The organism is Thermus sp. NEB1569 (genome assembly GCF_022385295.1).
Lineage (GTDB): Bacteria > Deinococcota > Deinococci > Deinococcales > Thermaceae > Thermus > Thermus scotoductus.
Map to the genome: position 1 here is coordinate 742477 of NZ_CP092445.1, position 17170 is coordinate 759646.

At 66.7% G+C, this 17170-nt stretch carries 12 protein-coding genes; 6 read left to right on the forward strand and 6 right to left on the reverse strand.

The features are described 5' to 3' along the window. From MI302_RS04620 to MI302_RS04635, 4 genes are read right to left on the reverse strand one after another with little or no spacing between them, the layout of a single operon-like run. Window positions 1-309, reverse strand: coding sequence for a DUF503 domain-containing protein (locus MI302_RS04620; RefSeq protein ID WP_019551627.1), 309 nt, complete (start codon window positions 307-309; stop codon window positions 1-3). 56 nt (window positions 310-365) lie between these two features. After that, entirely contained in the window at window positions 366-725 is a 360-nt protein-coding gene (locus MI302_RS04625) for a DUF86 domain-containing protein (protein WP_038030453.1), read from the reverse strand. After that, the gene (locus tag MI302_RS04630) at window positions 703-1014 is read right to left on the reverse strand and encodes a nucleotidyltransferase family protein (RefSeq protein ID WP_028493102.1); all 312 of its coding nucleotides are present in this window, start codon (window positions 1012-1014) and stop codon (window positions 703-705) included. Before MI302_RS04630 ends, MI302_RS04625 begins: the two co-directional genes overlap by 23 nt. 9 nt (window positions 1015-1023) lie before the next feature. After that, window positions 1024-3489, reverse strand: a complete 2466-nt coding sequence (locus MI302_RS04635; protein ID WP_239726356.1) for an outer membrane protein assembly factor — start codon at window positions 3487-3489, stop codon at window positions 1024-1026. Between the two features lie 45 nt (window positions 3490-3534). Between MI302_RS04635 and MI302_RS04640 the strand changes: the two genes are divergently transcribed. The 3 genes from MI302_RS04640 to MI302_RS04650 are packed head-to-tail and all read left to right on the forward strand — an operon-like array spanning window position 3535 to window position 5461. Then, the gene (locus tag MI302_RS04640; RefSeq protein ID WP_239726357.1) at window positions 3535-4362 is read left to right on the forward strand and encodes a purine-nucleoside phosphorylase; all 828 of its coding nucleotides are present in this window, start codon (window positions 3535-3537) and stop codon (window positions 4360-4362) included. Between the two features lie 3 nt (window positions 4363-4365). Beyond that, the gene (locus MI302_RS04645) at window positions 4366-5001 is read left to right on the forward strand and encodes a YggS family pyridoxal phosphate-dependent enzyme (protein ID WP_239726358.1); all 636 of its coding nucleotides are present in this window, start codon (window positions 4366-4368) and stop codon (window positions 4999-5001) included. Window positions 5002-5008: 7 nt separating this feature from the next. Then, window positions 5009-5461 carry a DivIVA domain-containing protein gene (locus MI302_RS04650; RefSeq protein WP_239726359.1) on the forward strand — a complete coding sequence of 151 codons (453 nt, stop codon included), beginning with the start codon at window positions 5009-5011 and terminating at the stop codon, window positions 5459-5461. Here the strand turns inward: MI302_RS04650 and MI302_RS04655 are convergent. Beyond that, complete coding sequence (locus MI302_RS04655) at window positions 5403-5972, reverse strand: YdcF family protein (RefSeq protein ID WP_239726500.1); 570 nt, start codon at window positions 5970-5972, stop codon at window positions 5403-5405. The two genes, MI302_RS04650 and MI302_RS04655, sit on opposite strands and share 59 nt — an antisense overlap. A 64-nt stretch (window positions 5973-6036) precedes the next feature. Here MI302_RS04655 and hflX point away from each other — a divergent pair, with 64 nt between their 5' ends. Next, window positions 6037-7695 (forward strand): GTPase HflX, encoded by a 1659-nt coding sequence (gene hflX / locus MI302_RS04660; RefSeq protein ID WP_239726360.1) that lies wholly within the window; start codon window positions 6037-6039, stop codon window positions 7693-7695. On the opposite strand, the gene MI302_RS04665 is transcribed toward hflX, so the two are convergent. After that, the gene (locus MI302_RS04665; protein ID WP_239726361.1) at window positions 7683-7949 is read right to left on the reverse strand and encodes an acylphosphatase; all 267 of its coding nucleotides are present in this window, start codon (window positions 7947-7949) and stop codon (window positions 7683-7685) included. The two genes, hflX and MI302_RS04665, sit on opposite strands and share 13 nt — an antisense overlap. Before the next feature lie 59 nt (window positions 7950-8008). On the opposite strand from MI302_RS04665, the gene MI302_RS04670 reads away from it, so the two are divergent. Next, entirely contained in the window at window positions 8009-16072 is an 8064-nt protein-coding gene (locus MI302_RS04670; protein WP_239726362.1) for a translocation/assembly module TamB domain-containing protein, read from the forward strand. A gap of 12 nt (window positions 16073-16084) precedes the next feature. Then, a complete protein-coding gene (gene tdh, locus MI302_RS04675; RefSeq protein ID WP_239726363.1) occupies window positions 16085-17116 on the forward strand; it encodes an L-threonine 3-dehydrogenase in 1032 nt (343 codons plus the stop codon). The last annotated feature ends 54 nt before the right edge of the window (window positions 17117-17170 follow it).

Here is a 17170-nt window from a genome sequence, read left to right on the forward strand (position 1 = left end):
CTAGACCAGGCCGTCTAGGTCGATGGCCTCGAGGTGAAAGGCCTCGAGGGCCACGCTGAAGCCCCCCTGGCTGGCCAGGAAGCGGGCGGCTTCCCGTAGGGTTTCCTCCACCCAGCCGGGATCGTTTCCCAGGAGGCTCAGGCCCACCACCTCAAAGCCCCAGGCGTCCAGGCCGTAAAGCCTGGCGGCGGAAACGGGAAAGCGAGCCTTGACCCGTTCCAGGGCGGGCTTGATCAGGGCCCTTTTTTCCTTAAGGCTCCTTGCCGGGGTTTCCAGCCGGGCGCTGTAGAGGCCGAGGTAGGCTTTCATGGTAGGGACGCCGCCAGCGTCAAGAACAGTTTGCGGTAGGCCGTGCCTTGGCGCAACTATGATCCCTTTTCCTCTTCCGCCAGGATGGCTTCCAGCTGCTGGATGAGGACAGGTATGTCTTTTTGGGCGATGGCAGCGACGATTTCCATATCTACGTCAAAGTATTCATGGATAAGCCGGTTGCGCAGGCCAGCGATGCTACGCCAGGGGACATGAGGGTACCGGCCCTGTAACTCTGGGGAAAGGCCCTTGGCTGCTTCCCCTAGGATTTCCAGAAGGCGGACCACGGCCAAGGCAGTTGTGTCCTCGGGGGCCAAGGCTGCAAGGTCTACATGGAGGGATAGCTCCCGGATTCTCTTGGCGGCGTCAAGCATGTGGAGAAGGCGGGTCCGGTCAGAGAGCCTGGCCTTCCTCATAGAGGGGTTTGGCCTCCTTTAGGACCTCCTCGCGGAAGTGGCGGCTCAGGCTCTTCGCCGTATGGAGGTCTACCCGCCTCCCAAAGAGGCGGGAAAGTTCCTCTTCTAAGCGGATAAAGTCTAGGCCGGGCACCTGCCCAGGGTAGAACTCCACCAGGAGATCCAGGTCGCTTTGTTCGTCCGCTTCGCCCCGGGCAAAGGAACCGAACACCCAAAGGCGCCGCACGCCGTAGCGGCGGCACACTTGGGCAAGGGCCTCGAGGCTAGGACTTAAGACTTCCTGGGCCACAAGCCCATTCTAGAACATGGGCCCGATGCGGAAGTGAAGCCTTCCCGTGGGGCTTTCCGGGCTGAAGGCGTAGTCCAGGCGCAGGGAGGGAAGAAGGGCCCCGAAGAGGTCCAGGTCCAGCTGGAAGCCCAGGCCCGCCCCCCACTTCACCCCGCCGGTGTTGTCGGCAAGCCCCAGGTCAGTGAAGAGGATCCCGTAGAGGTTCGTGCCCCCCTGGGGGGAGAGGTTGAAGTTGTAGCGGTACTCCACGCTGGCCGTGGCGAAGGAAAGCCCCCCGTACTTGCGGTCCTCGTAGCCCCTGAGGAGGAAGGCCTCGGCCCCGCCCCCGGAGAGGAAGAAGCGCTCCCCTTCGGGCGGGAAGCCCAAAAGGGTACCGGCGGAGAGGCGGAAGGCTAGGGCCTGTCGTTTCTCCTGGTCCAGGCCGTAGTAGGTCTTGCCCGTGGCCACCAGGGGCACGAAGAAGCTTCGGCCCCCCGTGTCGGGGAAGGAAAGGCCTAAGCCGGTGCTGAGGCTGGCCTCGTACCCTTGGGTGCGGAAGCGGGGGTTGTCCGTCTCCGTGTAGGTGAGGCCGGTGTCCAGCCTTAAGGTCCAGCCCGGGGTGGGGAGGAGGCTTTTAGCCTGGTTGGGGTCCTTGTAGTTGGTGCCGTCGCAGTACTTGGGGTCGCTGGTGTCGGTGACGGCAGGGTTGCAGGGAGCGTTGGGATCAAAGACCTCGAGGGCATATACGGACCGCCGGGCGGAAAGCCCCAGGGAAAGGCGCAGGTTTTCCAGCTCCTTAGAGAAGGGGCGGGAAAGGGAAAACCCGCCCCCGGTGCGCCTTTCCGTGTACTCCCAGCCGGTGTCGGTGCTATTGTCCAAAAGCTTGTTGTTGCCGATGGGGGTGGAGAAGAGGCTTAAGGAGAGGCCGGTGCGCACTTCCTTGAGGTCCCAGTAGTCCAGGTAGAGCCAGGGGATGGCGTAGCTGACCGAGAGGGAAAGGTTGTCCTTGGCGTCGTTTTGCACGAAGGCCAGGTCCACCCCCACCTGGTGGGCCAGGCCGAAGAGGTTGGTTTCCTTGAAGGACACGCTTCCCGACCACCCCTCCAGGGAGCTCCAGCCCAGGGCGGGCTGGAAGAGCCCGGTGCGGGCCTCCTTCAGGGAGAGGACCACCACCACCTGGTCCTCCTTCTCCCCGGGGGCCAGGCGCACCGAAGGGGGCTCGGAAAGAAGCCCCGTGGCCATGAGGCGGGCGATGCCCTGGCGCAGGGCGGGGACGCTGAAGAGACTCCCTGGCTTGGGAAGTTCCCTTAGGATCACCTCCTCCTGGGTGCGGTGGTCCCCCTGCCACTCCAGGCGGTAGCCCCCGATCTTGAGCTCCAGCACTTGCAGGCGGAAGACCCCTTCCTGGAAGCCAAAGCGCACGTCGGCCACCTCATACCCCTTCTCCTGGTAATAGGTGGCGATGCGCCGGGCATCCTCTTGGGCCAGGACGGGGGTGTATACCTCTCCCGGCTTCAGGCGGAGGAGGGCCAGGAGGGCTTCCGTGGGGAAGGCGGTGTTGCCGCTGATCTCCACCCGCTCGATCACCCCGCCTTCCGGGCCCAGCTGAAGCTCCACTGCCACCCCTTCCCCCTCGGGGGTGAGGTTGAAGTTCACCACCCGGGAAAGCTTTTTGGAAAGCGCCTGCACCCCTTCCAGAAGGAGGTCGTAGCGCAGGTAGTCCCCCGGCTTCAGGGGGAAGCCCGTGAGGTCCAGGCCACCTCCTTGGATGCGCACCACCTTAAGCTCCCGCACCGCCACGGTGAGGATGCCCCCCTCGAGGCGGCTTCCCTGGGGGTCGGGGCCGCTAAAGCGGTAGCCTGCTTTTTCGTAGCGGGCGCCGAGGGCCCTTAAGGCCTCCTGGTATTTGGCGAAGTCAAAGGGGCCCTTGAGGGGCTCCAGGGCCTTTAGGAGTTCGGCCTCGGGTAGAAGGCTCGCCCCCGTGAGGCGGACCTCCTTCACCTCCGGGCTTTCCTCCACCCGGAAGGTGAGGGCCATTTTGCCCGCCTGCTCCTTGGCCTCCACCTCCACCTTGGGGGAGAAGGGGAAGCCATTCTGCCGGTAGGCCTCGGCCAGGGCCTTGGCGGCCTCCCCGGCCCGGATGGGGTTATAGGTGGCCTCCGGGCCGATGGCGAAGTTCTGCTCCAGAAAGCGCAGGAGGGCCTCCTGGGGGAAGGCCTTGCCCTCCACCCTCACTTGGCCGATGGGGGGGTAGGGGGTGAGGCGGACCCAGAGGACATCCCCTTCCAGCCGGACCTCCACCTGCTGGAAGTAGCCGGTGGCCAGGATGGCCTTCCGGGCCTCCTCGAGGTCCCCGGGCTCATCCCCTGCGCCAAAGGGCAAGGCCGCCCGGGCCAAGGCCTGGAGAACGGGATCGCCTCCTTCCAGCACCACCTCCCGGATGGGGGCCGCCAGGGCCAGAAGGCCCAGGAACACCAGGGCAAAAAGCCGTTTCATGGCGCAAAGCTTACCAGAGGCGGGTGAAGGGGGCGTGAGAGTAGAATGTTCGCCATGGAAGTCTACGACAAGATCCAGGAGGCCGTGGCCTACATTCGCTCCAAGACCGGCTTTCTCCCCGAGGTGGGGATCGTCCTGGGCTCGGGGCTTGGCCCCCTGGCGGAGGAGGTGGCCAAGGAGGCGGAGATCCCCTACGGGGAGATCCCCCACTTTCCCCTTTCCACCGCCCCGGGGCATGCGGGGAGGCTGATCCTGGGGGAGCTGGAAGGCAAGCGGGTTCTGGTGTACCAAGGCCGGGTCCACTACTACGAGGGCTACAGCGCCGAGGAGGTGGTGTTCCCCGTGCGGGTGGGGTATTTCCTGGGGGCCAAGACCTTTATCCTCACCTCGGCGGCCGGGGGGTTAAACCCCAGGTTCCGGGCGGGGGGGATCATGCTCCACCTGGACTACCTCAACGTGGCCGGGGTCAACCCCCTAAGGGGGAAAAACGACGAGCGCTTAGGCCCCCGCTTCCCCGTGATGTTTGAGGCCTACGATCCGGGCCTCATAGAGCTTGCCCGCAAGGTGGCCAGGAAGCAGGACCTCCACCTCTTTGAGGGGGTCTACGCCTGGTTCCTGGGGCCCAGCTTCGCCAGCCGGGCCGAGCTGAAGGTGCTCAGGGATCTTGGGGCGGATGCCATCGGCATGTCCACGGTTCCCGAGGTCATCGCCTTAAGGCACCTGGGGGCCAGGGTCCTGGGCCTTTCCACCATCACGGACATGGCGGTGCCGGAGAGGGAGCACCACGCCACCGAGGCGGAGGTCCTGGAGGTGGCCGCCAGGACCGGGCCCATCTTCCGCCGCTTCGTGCGGGGCATCCTGGCCGAGCTTTAGGCCATGGGGCTTCCCGAGGTCCTCGAGGCCATGGAGGCCGCCTGCCGTCGCGCCGGGCGGGACCCTAAAGGGGTGCGCCTGGTGGCGGTGACCAAGGGGAGGAGCGTGGAGGAGATCCGGGAGAAGGTACTCCGCTACGGTTCCTTCCCCCTGGGGGAAAGCCGGGTACAGGAGGCCTTAAAGAAGATGGAGGTCTTGAAGGCCGAGTGGCACCTCATCGGCCCCTTGCAGCGCAACAAGGCCAAGTTCGCCCCCCGGTTTGCCCTCATCCACTCCCTGGACTCCTTGCGTCTGGCGGAGGCCTTGGACCGGGTGGGGGAGAAGGCGGGGATGAGGCTTAAGGTCCTGGTGGAGGTAAACCTGGGCCGGGAGCCAAGGAAGCACGGGTTTTTGGAGGAGGAGCTCCCTGAGGCCTTGGCCCGCATACGGGAGATGGAGCACCTTTCGGTCCTGGGCCTCATGACCGTGCCCCCCATGGGGCCTGAGGCCGTGGTCCGCCCCATCTTCCGCAGGCTTTCGGAGCTCGCCGACCGCTATGGCCTTCCCGAGCGCTCCATGGGCATGTCCGACGACTTTCCCATCGCCATCGAGGAGGGGGCCACCCTGGTGCGGGTGGGCCAGGCCCTTTTTGTAGACTGAGGGGTACATGGACCTAACACCCTTGGACGTGCGCTACCAGGAGTTTCCCACGGGGCTTCGCGGCTACCAGAAGGAGGCGGTCAGGGCCTACCTGGCCCGGGTGGCCGAGGTCCTGGAGGGCCTGATCCAGGAGAACGAGGACCTAAGGAACAGGGTTCGGACCCTCGAGGAGGAGGTGGCCCGCCTTAAGGAGGCGGAAGGGGAGCTCAAACGGGCGGTGGTGGCGGCGGAGCGCATCGCCCGCGAGCTCAAGGCCCAGGCGGAAAAGGAAGCGGACCTCATCAGGAAGGAGGCCCTGGCAGCTAAGGACCAGGTGCTTAGGGAGGCGGCGGAGGAGCTTAGGCGCCTAAAGGGGGAGGTGGAGCGGGTTAAGCAGGAAAAGACCCTCTTTGTGGCGCAGCTCAAGGCCCTTTTGCAGGGGTACCTGGATTCCCTAAAGCATCTGGAGGAAGGCTCTTGAGGCCGTGTTGGGAAAAGCTGCCGGGGAAGGGCCTTAGGCCCAGGTAAAGCCAGATGCGGTACAGGGTTTCCCGGAGCCAGTAGGAGAGGGGGTATTCCCCGGGCACCGGGTAGCCCTCGGCTTCCAGGCCCAAGAGACGGGCCAGGAAAAGGGCCCGGGGCAGGTGGGGGGCATCGGTGACCAGGAGGATCCGTCCGGATAGGTGGGGCTTCAAAAAGAGGAGGTTCTCGTAGGTGTTTTTGCTCTGGCCCTCGCAAAGGAGGGCCTTGGCCGGCACGCCCCTTTGCCGCAGGTAGCGGCAGCCCACCTCCCCTTCGCTGTACCGGTCCCCTTTGGCCTTGCCTCCCGCTACCGCTACCCTCGAGGCCAGGCCCCTTTGGTAGAGGTGAAGGGCAGCCTCGAGGCGCCTTTCCAAGGCAGGGGAGGGTCTTCCCCCGTACTGGGCCGCCCCCAGGACCACGATCCAGTCGTAACCTGGTTGGGCTAAGGCCGGGGTGAGGAGGAGGGCCATGAAAAGCCAGCGCACCTTTTTCAATCTAGGGCTAGGCGGGGGTTTTTGGTATACTTAGGGTGCATTGGAGAAGATCTTCGGCAAGACGGAAGGGCTCAAGAAGAGTGAGCTCAAGAGGCTTTCCAACCTGTACCGCAGGCGCATCCCCAAGGAAAGGGTTCTCACCCCCGAGCTGGCCCAGGTCTTGGCCGGGCTTTCCCAGGAGGTGGGGAGGCCCATCAGCCTCCTCCTGGACCGGGAGGGCCGGGTGGTGCGGGTGGGGGTGGGGGATGCCAAGGACCTGCCCATCCCCGAGGGGGCCAGGGGGGAGTGGAGGCTATCGGGCTTCCGGCTTCTCCACACCCACCTGGCCAAGGGGGGGCTTTCCCGGCCAGACCTTACCGTGCTCTTCCTGAACCGCCTGGACAGCTTGGCGGCCTTGGAGGTGGAGGACGGCAAGCCCACCACCCTGCACCTGGCCTTCCTCTCCCCGCCCAAGGCCCTCGAGGAGGACTGGCGCCTCCTTCCCCCCAAGCCCTACTTCCAGTACCTGGAGTTTGACCACAAGGCGGAGGTGGAGGCCTTGGAGGAGGAACTGGCCCGTCAGGCCCGGGTGCGGGAGCTGGTGGATGGAAGCGGGGAGCGGGCCATCCTGGTGGGGGTGGACCGGGGGGAAGGCCCCGAGGCCGAGGCCTACCTGGCGGAACTGGCCGAGCTCACCCGCACCGCCGGCGGGGTGCCGGTGAAAAAGGTGCTGGTCTTCCGCCCTCACCTGGACCCCCGGTACCTGGTGGGGCTGGGAAAGCTGGAGGAGTTAAAAAGCTTGGCCTACCACGAGAATGCCTCCACCCTCATCTTCGGCCTGGAGCTCACTCCCACCCAGGCCCGGGAGATCGAGAAGGCCACGGGCCTAAAGGTCCTGGACCGGACCCAGCTCATCCTGGACATCTTTGCCCTGCACGCCAAAACCCCTGAGGCCCAGACCCAGGTGGAGCTGGCCCAGCTGAGGTACCTTCTCCCCCGCCTGGTGGGGAAGGGGAAGGAGTTGAGCCGCCTGGGGGGTGGGATCGGCACCCGGGGGCCCGGGGAAACCAAGCTGGAGGTGGACAGGAGAAGGCTCCAGGAAAGGATCGCCCACCTGAGCCACAAGCTCCAGGAGTACACCCGGCGCCGGGAGGAGGCGAGGCGGCAGAGGAAGCGCCGGGGTGTGCCCCTCATCGCCGTGGTGGGCTACACCAACGCCGGCAAGACCACCCTCCTTCAGGCCCTGGCCCGGGGTGGGGAGCCGGGAGAGGACAAGTTCTTCGCCACCCTAAGGCCCCTCACCCGCCGGGGCTTCCTGCCGGGGGTGGGGGAGGTGCTCTTCACCGACACCGTGGGCTTCATCCGCCAGATGCCCCAGGAACTCCTCACCGCCTTCCGGGCCACCCTCGAGGAGGTGCGGGAGGCCGATCTTCTCATCCACGTCCTGGATGCCTCGGAGGAAGGGGCCATGGGGCGGTACCGGGTGGTGGAGGAGCTTCTGGCGGAGCTGGGGGTGGAAGCCCCCCGGGTCCTGGCCCTTTCCAAGGCGGACCGGGCGGCTCCCTACGACCTCTTCTATTTGCGGGAGAAGCTGGGCGGGGTGCCGGTTTCCGCCTTGAAGGGTACGGGGGTTTCGGAGCTCAGGGAGGCCCTGGCGGAGGCCCTCCTTAAGGTGGGGGTTCGGCCCCAGCCCTGGGCCCAGGCTCCTCAGTACACGTAAAACCCCTTTAGGCCGGTTTCCTCGGCCCACTGGACCTCCACCTCCTCCACCCGGGCCAGGCGGGGGCCCTGCTTGAGGTGGTGGAGGAAGGCGAGGAGGTCCTCCTTGGGGCCTTCCGCCACCACCTCCACCCGGCCGTCGGGGAGGTTCTCCGCATAGCCGGAAAGCCCGAGCTCCAGGGCCTTCTTCTGGGCGAAGGCCCGGTACCCCACTCCCTGTACCCTTCCCTTGACCAAGGCCACCAGGCGCGGCATGGTGGCATTTTAGCTTCTTTGCCACGCGGTTTTCATCTCCGCTACCTATGCTAATAGGGATGCGGCGGGGGCTTCTCCTCCTCCTGGGGTTCGCCCTGGCCCTCCTGCTTCTCCTAAGCTGGCCTCCCCTATTGCGGTTTTTCGTGGAGCGGGGCCTGGCCCTGGCGGGGTTTAGCGGGCAGGTGCAGGAGGTGGGGGGGCACCTTCTCCTGGGGCTCCGCCTCGAGGGGGTGAACCTCCAGGGGCCGGGCCTGGCCCTGAAGGCGGAGGAAGTGCGCTTGGGCTATGACCCCCTTGGGCTTCTGCGCCGGGAGCTTCCCCTTTCCGTGGCGGTGAGGGGTGCGAGGATCAAGCCCACCTGGGAGGCCTTGATTCCGGAAAAGCCCGGGCCGCCCCCTGCGGTGAGGGTCATCTTTCGCCAGCTGGCCCTCGAGGACACCCAGGTGGAGCTTCCCCAAGGGAAAAGGCTCTTCCTGCCCCCTTTGCGCCTTACCCTGGCCGGGGAAAACCCCTATGCCTTCGTGGCCCGGCTTCCTGGGGGAAGCTTCCAGGGGGAGGCGCATGCCTTGGCCCGGGATCTTTCCGCCTGGGAGGTGCGCTATAGGGGCGAGGTGGCAGGGCTTTCCTTCTTCTACCCCGGGCTTAAGGGGGGCAGGCTTTCTGGGGTTTTCCGCCTCCTGCCCTCCGGGGTGGAGGGGGAAAGCCAGGTGGAAGGGGGAGTGGTGGAGCTTGTGGGCTTCACCTTGACCGGGGTGGCGGGGCCCATCCGCCTAAGGGAGGATCGGGTGGAGGCGGAGCTAAAGGGAGTGGGCCTCGAGGGGCCCCTTTCCGCAAGGGCCGAGGTGGACCTGAAGGCGGAACGCTACCGCTTCTTTCTCACGGGCCGGCCCCGGCTTCCCGCCCTGGCCCGGCACTATGGCCTCGTCTTGCCGGTAGAGGGGGATGGGAGGCTAAGGCTTTTAGGGGAAGGCTGGGACCAGATCCGGGTGCAGGGGGGTTTTGCCGGGGAGGGGAGGCTTTTAGGGGAGCCTTTCCGGCACCGGGGAAGCCTCTCCTTTGACCGGGTCTTCCGGTTGGAGGCGGAGGCGCAAGGGGAGCTCTTTGACCGCACCTACCAGCTTGCCTTTGCCCTGCTCGGGGGAGAATACCGGGCAGGCCTTCAGGACTCCCTGGGAAGCAGGCTTTCCCTGAAGGGCCAGGGAAACCGCACGGAAGCCCAGGGCCAGGTGGCCTGGCCCAGGCCCCTGGAGGGCCTGGCCCAGGTGGCCTTCAGCAGTGAGGGAAACCGCTGGCGTGCCCGGGTGGAAAGCGCGGGGGTGCGCCTTCCCCTCTTCCTGCCCCTGGACCTTTCGGGGGAGGTGGCAGGGGAAGGGGACCGGGTTTCGGGAAGGCTTGGTCCTCTGGCCCTTGGGGGGAGCTGGGGCCAGCTTGGGCTAAAGCTTTCCCCCACGCCCTTGCAGGTGGGGAGCCTGGAAGGGGAGGGAAGGCTGATCTCGGGGAGGCTCGAGGCTTCCTTGCACTACACCTCCCCCTATGCAACCTTCCCCTTGCAGGTGGGGCAGGAAAAGGGAGCCTTCCGCTTCCGAAGCCCCTATGGGGAGGGGGAGTACCGGGGTGGGATCCTGGCCCTGCGCCTGCGGGACCTGCCCATCCACGCCCTGGACGAGTTCCGTCTTTCCGGGCAAGCCCTGTACCGGGATGGCGAGCTTTCGGGAAGGCTTGCCCTGAAGGGCCGTTATCTGGAGGCGGGGGCGGATCTGCGCCGCCTGGGGGCGGATATCCAAGGCCGGCTCCAAACCCCCTTGGGCCTCCTTCCCTTTGCCGGGGCCTACGATCCGGAGCCGGGCCTCACCTTGAAGGCCCAGGACCTTCTCCTGCGCTATCAAGGGGGCTTAAGCCTGAGGGGAAGGGCGCGGCTGGGACCCTTGGTCCTTGGGGCCGACCTCCTCTATGATGGGGGCTTCCAAGGCTGGGCCCGGGTGGAAACCCCTTGGCTGGCAGGGGTTTTGCAGGGGGAGAGTGGAAGGCTGGTCCTGGCGGGGCTAAAGGGGTACGCCCAGGGGGAAGGGGAGGTCTACCCGGAGCTGCGGATTGCGGGTAGGTTCCTCCCTCCCCTGCCGGAGGGCCTCGAGGTGCCTCCTTTGGCCTTCCGTCTGGACTGGAAAGGTTTGGAAGTGCTGGGGGTGGGGAGGCTGGAGTTCGCCGGGCGGTATCCCTTCCACCTGGCCCTTCCTTGGAGGTACCGAGGGGTTTCCGGCCGCTTCCAGGCGGAGGGTACCCTGGAACGAGGCCAGCTTAGCCTTTCCTCTCCCTATGGCCGCGTGGAGGCTCAGGGAGGCTGGCGGGACCTAAGGGTAAGGGGGCAGGGGGAGGTTCCCTATGTGGGTCCGGTGCGGATGGCAGGGAAGCTGGACCTCCTGGGGCTTGCCTACCAGGCCCAGGCCCACCTGGAGAAGCTGGACCTAAGGCTCGGCCTGGTGGGGCGGGGGGCGGGCTTCCGCTTCCAGGGCCAGGCTCCGGGTCTTCGTCTCCTGGGAGGGTACGAGGAGGAGCTAAGCCTTCTGCTCCAGGCGGAGGCCTTTGACCTCTCCCCTTGGGGGCTTCCCGCACGGGCCAGCGGCACCTGGGGCACCCGGGGTGGAAGGCTTAGGCTGGAAAGCCCCTACGGGGAGGTCCTTTTCACCGGGGAGGAACTTCTTTCCGCCCAGGCAAGGCTTTCTGGGCCCTTCTTCCAGGGAGAGGGCCAGGTTTCCCCGGAAGGGCTTTCCTTGGCCGTGCGGGGAGAGTACGAGAAAAACGGGCTAGGAGTGCGCCTAAAGGCGGAAGGGGAAGGGCCCTGGCGGGCCTTCCGCCTGGGGCTTTCCGGGGAGGCTCGGCTTCCCTACGTTGGGGCCCTGCCCCTTTCGGGCCAGGTGTGGACCGAGGGGGGAGGCCTTCGCTACCGGTTGCAAGGTCCCTTGTCCCTCGAGGGGAAAGGACCCAGCTATAGGGGTAGCCTGGCCTTGCCCTTTGCTGCCCTGGGAAGGGAGGGAAGGATTGCGGGGAGTTTCCAGGGCCAGGGGCTTCAGGTGGCGGGGAAGGGGGAGGGGAACTTTGCCGGCCTGCCCTTCACCTTCCAGGGGGGATACCAGGGTAAGCCCTTCCTGGCCCTAAGGTGGGAGGGCGGCGAGGCGGCGCTAACGGGGGAGGAGGTGAGGTTTTCCCTGGAGGAGGTGGCCCCTTTGGCCCGGGCCCTGGGCCTTTCCCTTGCGGGAAGGGCGGGGGGAAGGCTGACCCTTTCTGGCGAAGGGGAGGCCTGGGCGCGGGTGCGCTATGGGATGGAATCCCTGGCCTTGGACTACCAGGAAGGGATTCTCCGCCTCCTCCTCGCCGATCGGGATGCGGGTTTGGCCTGGGCTCCCAAGGAGGGGAGGCTCTGGGGGCTAGGGGGGTTATCCGGGGAGGGCAGGTTCCACCTGGGGCCCGGGCTTCAAGGGGAGGTGGAGGGGAGTTTCCGCTACGGTCCTGTGGGGCTTGGGATTAGGGGTTCCTTGGAGGGTGTAGCCCTGGAAGCCCGCTACCAGCAGGAAGGGCTTGGGTGGACGGAGCTTGCGGGTCGGGTAAACCTCTTGGCCTTGAGGGGGGAGGGTACCCTGCGCCATGCCTCCCCTTACGGGGAAGGGGAGATGGCCTGGGCCTGGGAGGGGGCCCGCTACCAAGGGGAGGGGTGGTTCAGGGGCCTAAAGTACCTGGAGCAGCAAGGCCCGGTCCGCTTGAAGGGGGAAGGGGCCAGGCTGGAGGCCAGCTGGCAGGCTCCCTTGGCCCTTTGGCTTCGCCACGATGAGGCCTGGCACCTGGCCATCCAAGGGGAAGGGGAGGTCCAGGGGGTTTCCCTGCAGGCGGACCTTTCCTTTGGGCCTGAGGGCTATAGGGGCGGGTTTGCGGCCAAGGGGTACGGGTTTTCCCTTTGGGGGAAGGGGGAGGGTCCTTTGCGCCTCTTGCTTGAGGGGAAGGAGCTTCCCGGGGAGGTCTGGGCGGAAGGGACCTTGGAGGGCCTCAGCCTTTCGGGAAGGGCCCGGTACCAGCTGGAAAGGGGGCTTAGGCTTGAGGCCCAGGGGGTTTTCCAGGGGCGGCTGCCCGAGGTTTTCCTGGAGGGCCAGGGAAGCCTTTTGGGGGAGGGGGAGGCCCTGCCCTTTCGCTTCGCCTACCGCTACCGGGGCGGAGCTTTGCCGGTGGAGGGGCTTTCCCTGGCGGGCGAGGGGGAGGGCTACCGGATAAGCCTAAAGGAGGGGCACCTGAGCCTGGACTTGGATAAGGACCTCACCCCCTTCGGCTTCCCCGTGCGCCTTTGGGCCCAGGCGGAGGGGCCTTGGCAGGAGGCCCTTCAGGTAAGACTAGAGCGCCCCGAGGGGGAGGTTTCCGGTAGGGTGTGGCTTTGGCCCCTGCGGGCGGAGCTACAAGGGGAGGTGCTAGGGGAAAGGGTGGGGCTCCGATACCAGGATGGGGAGGCGGTGGGGGATTTCCAGGGGCCGAGGCTATTTGGGAAGGCCCGCTACCGGAATGGGCTTTCCGGCCTTCTTACCCTCCGCTACCCCTTGGCCCAAGGGGGCTTGGCGGGGGCGGTGGATCTGGGGGCAGGCTCCTTTGGACTCCAAGGGGAAGGGGCTTGGCGGGGAAGCCTTTGGGGAAGCTTCTGCCTGCCCCAGCCCTTGGGAAGGTGTCCGGGCCTTTTGGCCAGGGTTCAAGGCGCTCTGGCCTACGGGGAGCTGGCCTTCCAGGGAGACTACACCTACCGGGCGGAGAAGGGTTACCTGGGGGTGCTTTCCGGGGAAGGGAGGCTTTCCACCCCTTACTGGGCGGTCCTGGCCCAAGGCCGTGGCCTGGGCCTGGATCTCTTGGGAGAGGGGCTTCCCCTTTCCGGGCGGCTGGATCTTTCCCCCTTCCGCCTGGCCTACCGCTACGCCGGGGCCCTGCCCCGGGGCCTGGGGGAGCTTTGGGCCGAAGGGGTTTATCCCGGGGAGTGGCTTAAGGGCCGGTACCGCTACGGGGAGGTGGCGCTTTCCCTTAAGGGGCTTCAGGGCTTCCAGGTGGGGGTTTCCGGGGCGGGGGTTTCCGGCGAGGTGGGGCCTAAGGGCGTGGCCTTTCGGTTTGAGGGGTTCCGCTATGGTCCCTTGACCCTTTCCGGCAGAATGGAGGGTCCCTGGCGGGAAGTGGGGTTGAACCTGGCCCTCATGGCCTGGGGCCGGAAGGCTGAGGTGGAAGGGCGGTACGGAGGGGAGGGACTTGTCCTGGAGTTCCACGGGGACCTCGAGGGGCAGGTGGCCTGGCAGGAGGCCTGGAAGGGAAAGGTGGCCTTTAAGGAAGGAAGCCTGGAGCTTTCCGGCAAACAGGTTCCCGAACTCCAGGGGGAGGTTTTGGGGGAAAGGGTGCGCCTGGCCTGGCCTCGTCTGGAGGTGGGGGGAGTGCGCCTGGACCTGGCGGCCCGCCAGGCGGAAGGGGAGGGCAGGATCCTTAAGGCCCTGTTGCCCGGGGGCCTTGGGGTTTTGGGGCAGGGGGATAGGCTTCTTCTGGACTACCGGGTGCCCGGGGTGGGCCTGCCCCTGGAGGGCAGCGTGAACCTGAAGGATCTGTCCCTGATTCTGACCACTCCCCAAGGGGAGGGGGCCTTGGCCTATGCCGGGGGCCAGGTGGAGGGGGCCTTGGCCTTGGACCTTTCCGGCTTCCGCTTGCGCCTGGAAGGGGCGAAGGACCGGGTGCGCCTCTTGGGGGAGCATCCTGCCTTTTCCTGGTGGGCGGCGGGGGCGGGGAGGCTTCAGGGAGAGGTGGATCTTGGAGGGGCCTACAGGGTTTCCTACTGGGCGGGGGAACAGGCCCTGGAGGTGGAGGGGAGGCTTTTGGAAGCCAGGCTCCGGGCGGAGGGTCCCTACCTTGCCGGCGAGCTTACCTATCCCCCTGCTGGCGATGTTCGGGTGGACCTTCCCCTTCCCCCCCTGGAAAGCCGCTTCCGGGGCCGGGTTTTTGGAGAGGGGTACCAGGTGGAGGGGGCGTTGGAGGGAGCGGTGGGCCGGATCACCGCCAAAGGAAGGCTTCTTCCCCTTAGCGGCAGGCTTCGCCTGGAGGGAGCGGCCTTGGAGGATTTCGCCGGCCGCTACGCTCCTTATCTGAAGGGGGTGGTTTCCGGGGAGCTGGCCCTGGAGGGTACCCGGGCCCAGGGCCGGCTTTCGGGGGAGGCGGAGGTGGCGGGAAGCCGCCTGCCCTTCCTCTTCGCGGGAGCTTTTGGGCCTGGGTTGGTGCAGGGCAAGGGGCAGCTTGGGCAAAGTCCCTTCCAAGTGGCCCTCGAGGGGGATCGGCTGGACCTTTCCGCTTCCTTCCGGGGCTTTCCCCTGCATCTCCTCCTCATGGCGGTGGCGGGGCCCCTGGAGGGGGAGGCCTACTGGACGGGGGCGGTGCAGCTCCGCCTTCCCCTTTCCCACCCCTTGCGGGGCGAGGGGGTCCTGGTGGGGGAGGCCTTGCGCTTCGTGGGGGCTGGGGATGAGCTTAAGGGCCAGGCGGTCTTTCGCCTGGAAGGAGGCCGGGTCCTGGTGGACCGGCTCCGCCTTCTGGGCCGGGGAAGCTGGGAGGGCGGGGGATACTGGAGCCCGGAGGGAAGCGACCTTTACCTAAGCCTCAAGGACACGGTCTTCACCCCGGTGCTCCAGGTGGTGCCCCCCTTAAAGCCCTACCGGCCCGAGGGCTCGGGAAGCCTCCTCCTGAGGCTTAAGGGGGAGGGTTTCCAGGTGGAGTTCAAGGACTTCCGCTTCCGCTTGGGGCCGGTGGCGGGGTACCTGCCCGAGGGCCTCCTCTCCCTGAACGGGGGGGCCAGGGCCGAGGGGGAGCTCACCCTTTTGGCTCCCTTCCCCGGCCGGGCCCGGCTGGGCCTCGAGGGTAGATTGGAGGAATTTCAGATTAGCGCCAAGGGCGTGGTTACCCTGCCCGGGCTGAAGGAGGAAACCCCGGCGGAGGTAGCCTTCCGCTACCCGGGATACGGGGTGGAGATCCACCTGGGGGAGGCCCAGGCCCAGGGAACCCTCTTCCCCTTGCGCCTTGCCGGCTACGGCCGCCTTCCCCTTTACTACCCCCGGTACTACCTGCAAGAGGGCCTTCTGGACGTGAAGAGCTTCTTCCTCTACGAGGAGAGGGGCACCTACCACCTCACGGGCAACGCCGAGGTCCTTCGGGCCAAGCTGGCCCTGCCGGAGGCAAGGGCCAAGGAGCTGACCCAGGGGGGGGTGGAACTGGGGGGAAGCGGGGCGGGAAAGCCCACCCCCGTGCCCCTGATCTTCGAGGGGGTGCGGGTGTATGCGGAAAGGGGAGTCCTGGTGCAGGAAAGCCTGGCCCAGGGGGAGCTCAAGGGGGAGGTGTTTCTGGGGGGAAGCTACACCGACCCCTACCTGTCCGGACAGGTGGAGGCCCTGTGGGGTAACTTCCGCCTCTGGAATTCCCTCTTTACCCTGGATTCCACGGCAAGCTTCCTGCGCTTTTTCCCCGACCGGGGCATTCTCCCCGAGTTTCGCCTTAGGGCCCAGGCGGAAACCCGGGGCTACAAGGTCTTTCTGGAGGCCAGGGGGGAGTTTTTGCGGGAAAACGGCCGGGTGAAGGTGCGCCTCGAGCCCCACTTCACCTCCGAGCCGCCCCTCAGCGAGCCCGAGATCTACGCTCTCCTCACCCTGGGTACCCCCGATGTCACCCGGCTGGCGGAAACCCTCCCGCAGGTGGCCCTGGGGGCTGCTTTGGAGAACCTGGTGCTGGGCCAGCTGGAGCGGGAGCTGGCCCGTTCCTTGGGCCTTGACCGCTTCCAGGTGCAGCTTCCCCTTCTCCAGGGGGGAGATCTGGAGGAAACCCGCTTTTCCGTGGGCAAGTACCTGAGCCCCGAGCTCTTCTTGGGCTACCAGCTGGACCTCAGAGGGGAGCAGACCCTGAGCGCCCAGTACCGCCGGGATGGCCTCACCTTTTCCCTGGGCTCCACCTTCCTGCCAGGGGATGGCAGGCTTGCCCGCTTCACCTTCACCCTGGGGTACGACCTTACCCCGGCTTTGGGCTTGAGCTTTAGCCTCGAGGCGGCGGACACCACCCGCTTCGGCGTGGGTGCCCTTTACCGGTGGTAGCATGGCCCAGGTATGCGCGCTTTAGCCAAGCTGGCCCCGGAAGAGGGCCTAACCCTGGTGGAACGCCCCGTGCCCGAGCCGGGCCCGGGGGAGATCCTGGTGCGGGTGGAGGCTGCCAGCATCTGCGGCACCGACCTCCACATCTGGCGGTGGGACCATTGGGCAAGGGGCCGGATCAAGCCTCCCCTCATCACCGGCCACGAGTTCAGCGGGGTGGTGGAACGGGTGGGGCCCGGGGTGAAAAGGCCCCAGGTGGGGGACCACGTGAGCCTGGAAAGCCATGTTGTTTGCCATGCCTGCCCCGCCTGCCGCACGGGCAACTACCATGTCTGCCTGAACACCCAGATCCTGGGGGTGGACCGGGACGGCGGGTTTGCCGAGTACGTGGTGGTGCCAGCGGAAAACGCCTGGGTGAACCCCAAGGACCTGCCCTTTGAGGTGGGGGCCATCCTGGAACCCTTCGGCAATGCGGTGCACACGGTGTATGCGGGAAGCGGGGTTTCCGGGAAAAGCGTCCTCATCACCGGGGCGGGGCCCATCGGCCTGATGGCGGCCATGGTGGCCCGGGCCAGCGGGGCCGGGCCTATCCTGGTATCCGACCCCAACCCCTACCGCCTGAACTTCGCCCGGCCCTACGCCGACCGGCTCGTCAACCCCCTGGAGGAGGATCTCCTTTCCGTGGTGGAGGAGGTGACGGGAAGCGGGGTGGAGGTCCTCCTGGAGTTTTCCGGGAATGAGGTGGCCATCCACCAGGGGCTTAAGGCCTTGATCCCGGGGGGGGAGGCCAGGATCCTGGGCATTCCCTCGGACCCCATTCGCTTTGACCTGGCGGGGGAGCTGGTCATGCGGGGGATCACCGCCTACGGCATCGCGGGAAGGAGGCTTTGGCAGACCTGGATGCAGGGCACCGCCTTGGTCTACTCGGGCCGGGTGGACCTAAGCCCCCTCATCACCCACCGCCTGCCCATGAGCCAGTACCGGGAGGCCTTTGGCCTCTTGGCCTCGGGGCAGGCGGTGAAGGTGATTTTGGATCCCAAGGCCTAGGTTCCCGGCCTCCAGGGGTGTGCGGGGTATACCCTGGGTGCCAGGTTCGTGTGT

Excerpts from the sequence above, each read along its gene's own strand:
- MI302_RS04620 (WP_019551627.1), bottom strand. The coding sequence starts at position 309 with ATGAAAGCCTACCTCGGCCTCTACAGCGCCCGGCTGGAAACCCCGGCA.
- MI302_RS04625 (WP_038030453.1), bottom strand. The coding sequence starts at position 725 with ATGAGGAAGGCCAGGCTCTCTGACCGGACCCGCCTTCTCCACATGCTT.
- MI302_RS04635 (WP_239726356.1), bottom strand. The coding sequence starts at position 3,489 with ATGAAACGGCTTTTTGCCCTGGTGTTCCTGGGCCTTCTGGCCCTGGCG.
- MI302_RS04640 (WP_239726357.1), top strand. The coding sequence starts at position 3,535 with ATGTTCGCCATGGAAGTCTACGACAAGATCCAGGAGGCCGTGGCCTAC.
- MI302_RS04645 (WP_239726358.1), top strand. The coding sequence starts at position 4,366 with ATGGGGCTTCCCGAGGTCCTCGAGGCCATGGAGGCCGCCTGCCGTCGC.
- MI302_RS04650 (WP_239726359.1), top strand. The coding sequence starts at position 5,009 with ATGGACCTAACACCCTTGGACGTGCGCTACCAGGAGTTTCCCACGGGG.
- MI302_RS04655 (WP_239726500.1), bottom strand. The coding sequence starts at position 5,972 with ATGGCCCTCCTCCTCACCCCGGCCTTAGCCCAACCAGGTTACGACTGG.
- MI302_RS04665 (WP_239726361.1), bottom strand. The coding sequence starts at position 7,949 with ATGCCGCGCCTGGTGGCCTTGGTCAAGGGAAGGGTACAGGGAGTGGGG.
- MI302_RS04670 (WP_239726362.1), top strand. The coding sequence starts at position 8,009 with ATGCGGCGGGGGCTTCTCCTCCTCCTGGGGTTCGCCCTGGCCCTCCTG.
- tdh (WP_239726363.1), top strand. The coding sequence starts at position 16,085 with ATGCGCGCTTTAGCCAAGCTGGCCCCGGAAGAGGGCCTAACCCTGGTG.